Consider the following 784-nt stretch of genomic DNA (forward strand, 5'->3'; position numbering starts at 1 on the left):
CACCGAGCCACTCGGCGGATCCGACGTCGCGGGCGGCACCCGGACAACCGCAGAGCGCAACGGGGACGGATGGGTACTGAACGGCGCCAAGCGCTGGATCGGGAATGCAACCTTCTCCGACTGGGTGGTCATCTTTGCCCGCGACGTTGCGGACAACCAGGTCAAGGGTTTCCTGGTGGACACCTCGCTGCCCGGCTACAAGGCCACGAAGATCGAAAACAAGACGGCGCTGCGCACGGTCGAGAACGCGGACATCCTGCTTGAGGGACTGCAGATCAGCGACGACTATCGGCTCGCCGGCGCCAACAGCTTCAAGGACACCAACAAGGTGCTGCGCATCACGAGTGGCTCCCGGACATCTATGCCATGAAGAAGATCGGCGCCTTCGGCCTCACCGAGCCACTCGGCGGATCCGACGTCGCGGGCGGCACCCGGACAACCGCAGAGCGCAACGGGGACGGATGGGTACTGAACGGCGCCAAGCGCTGGATCGGGAATGCAACCTTCTCCGACTGGGTGGTCATCTTTGCCCGCGACGTTGCGGACAACCAGGTCAAGGGTTTCCTGGTGGACACCTCGCTGCCCGGCTACAAGGCCACGAAGATCGAAAACAAGACGGCGCTGCGCACGGTCGAGAACGCGGACATCCTGCTTGAGGGACTGCAGATCAGCGACGACTATCGGCTCGCCGGCGCCAACAGCTTCAAGGACACCAACAAGGTGCTGCGCATCACGCGGCTCTCCGTGGCATGGCAGGCTGTCGGTCAGCAGCTCGCGGCCTTCG

Annotated in this window: 2 pseudogenes; both read left to right on the forward strand. The window is 64.0% G+C overall.

The features are described 5' to 3' along the window. Positions 1–343, forward strand: a pseudogene (locus tag X803_RS19830) (acyl-CoA dehydrogenase family protein); the annotation flags it as partial. A 2-nt stretch (positions 344–345) separates the two neighbouring features. Continuing rightward, positions 346–784, forward strand: a pseudogene (locus X803_RS19835) (acyl-CoA dehydrogenase family protein); the annotation flags it as partial.

Origin of the sequence: Arthrobacter sp. 35/47 (assembly GCF_000520475.1) — a bacterium.
In the GTDB taxonomy this organism is placed as follows: domain Bacteria; phylum Actinomycetota; class Actinomycetes; order Actinomycetales; family Micrococcaceae; genus Arthrobacter_D; species Arthrobacter_D subterraneus.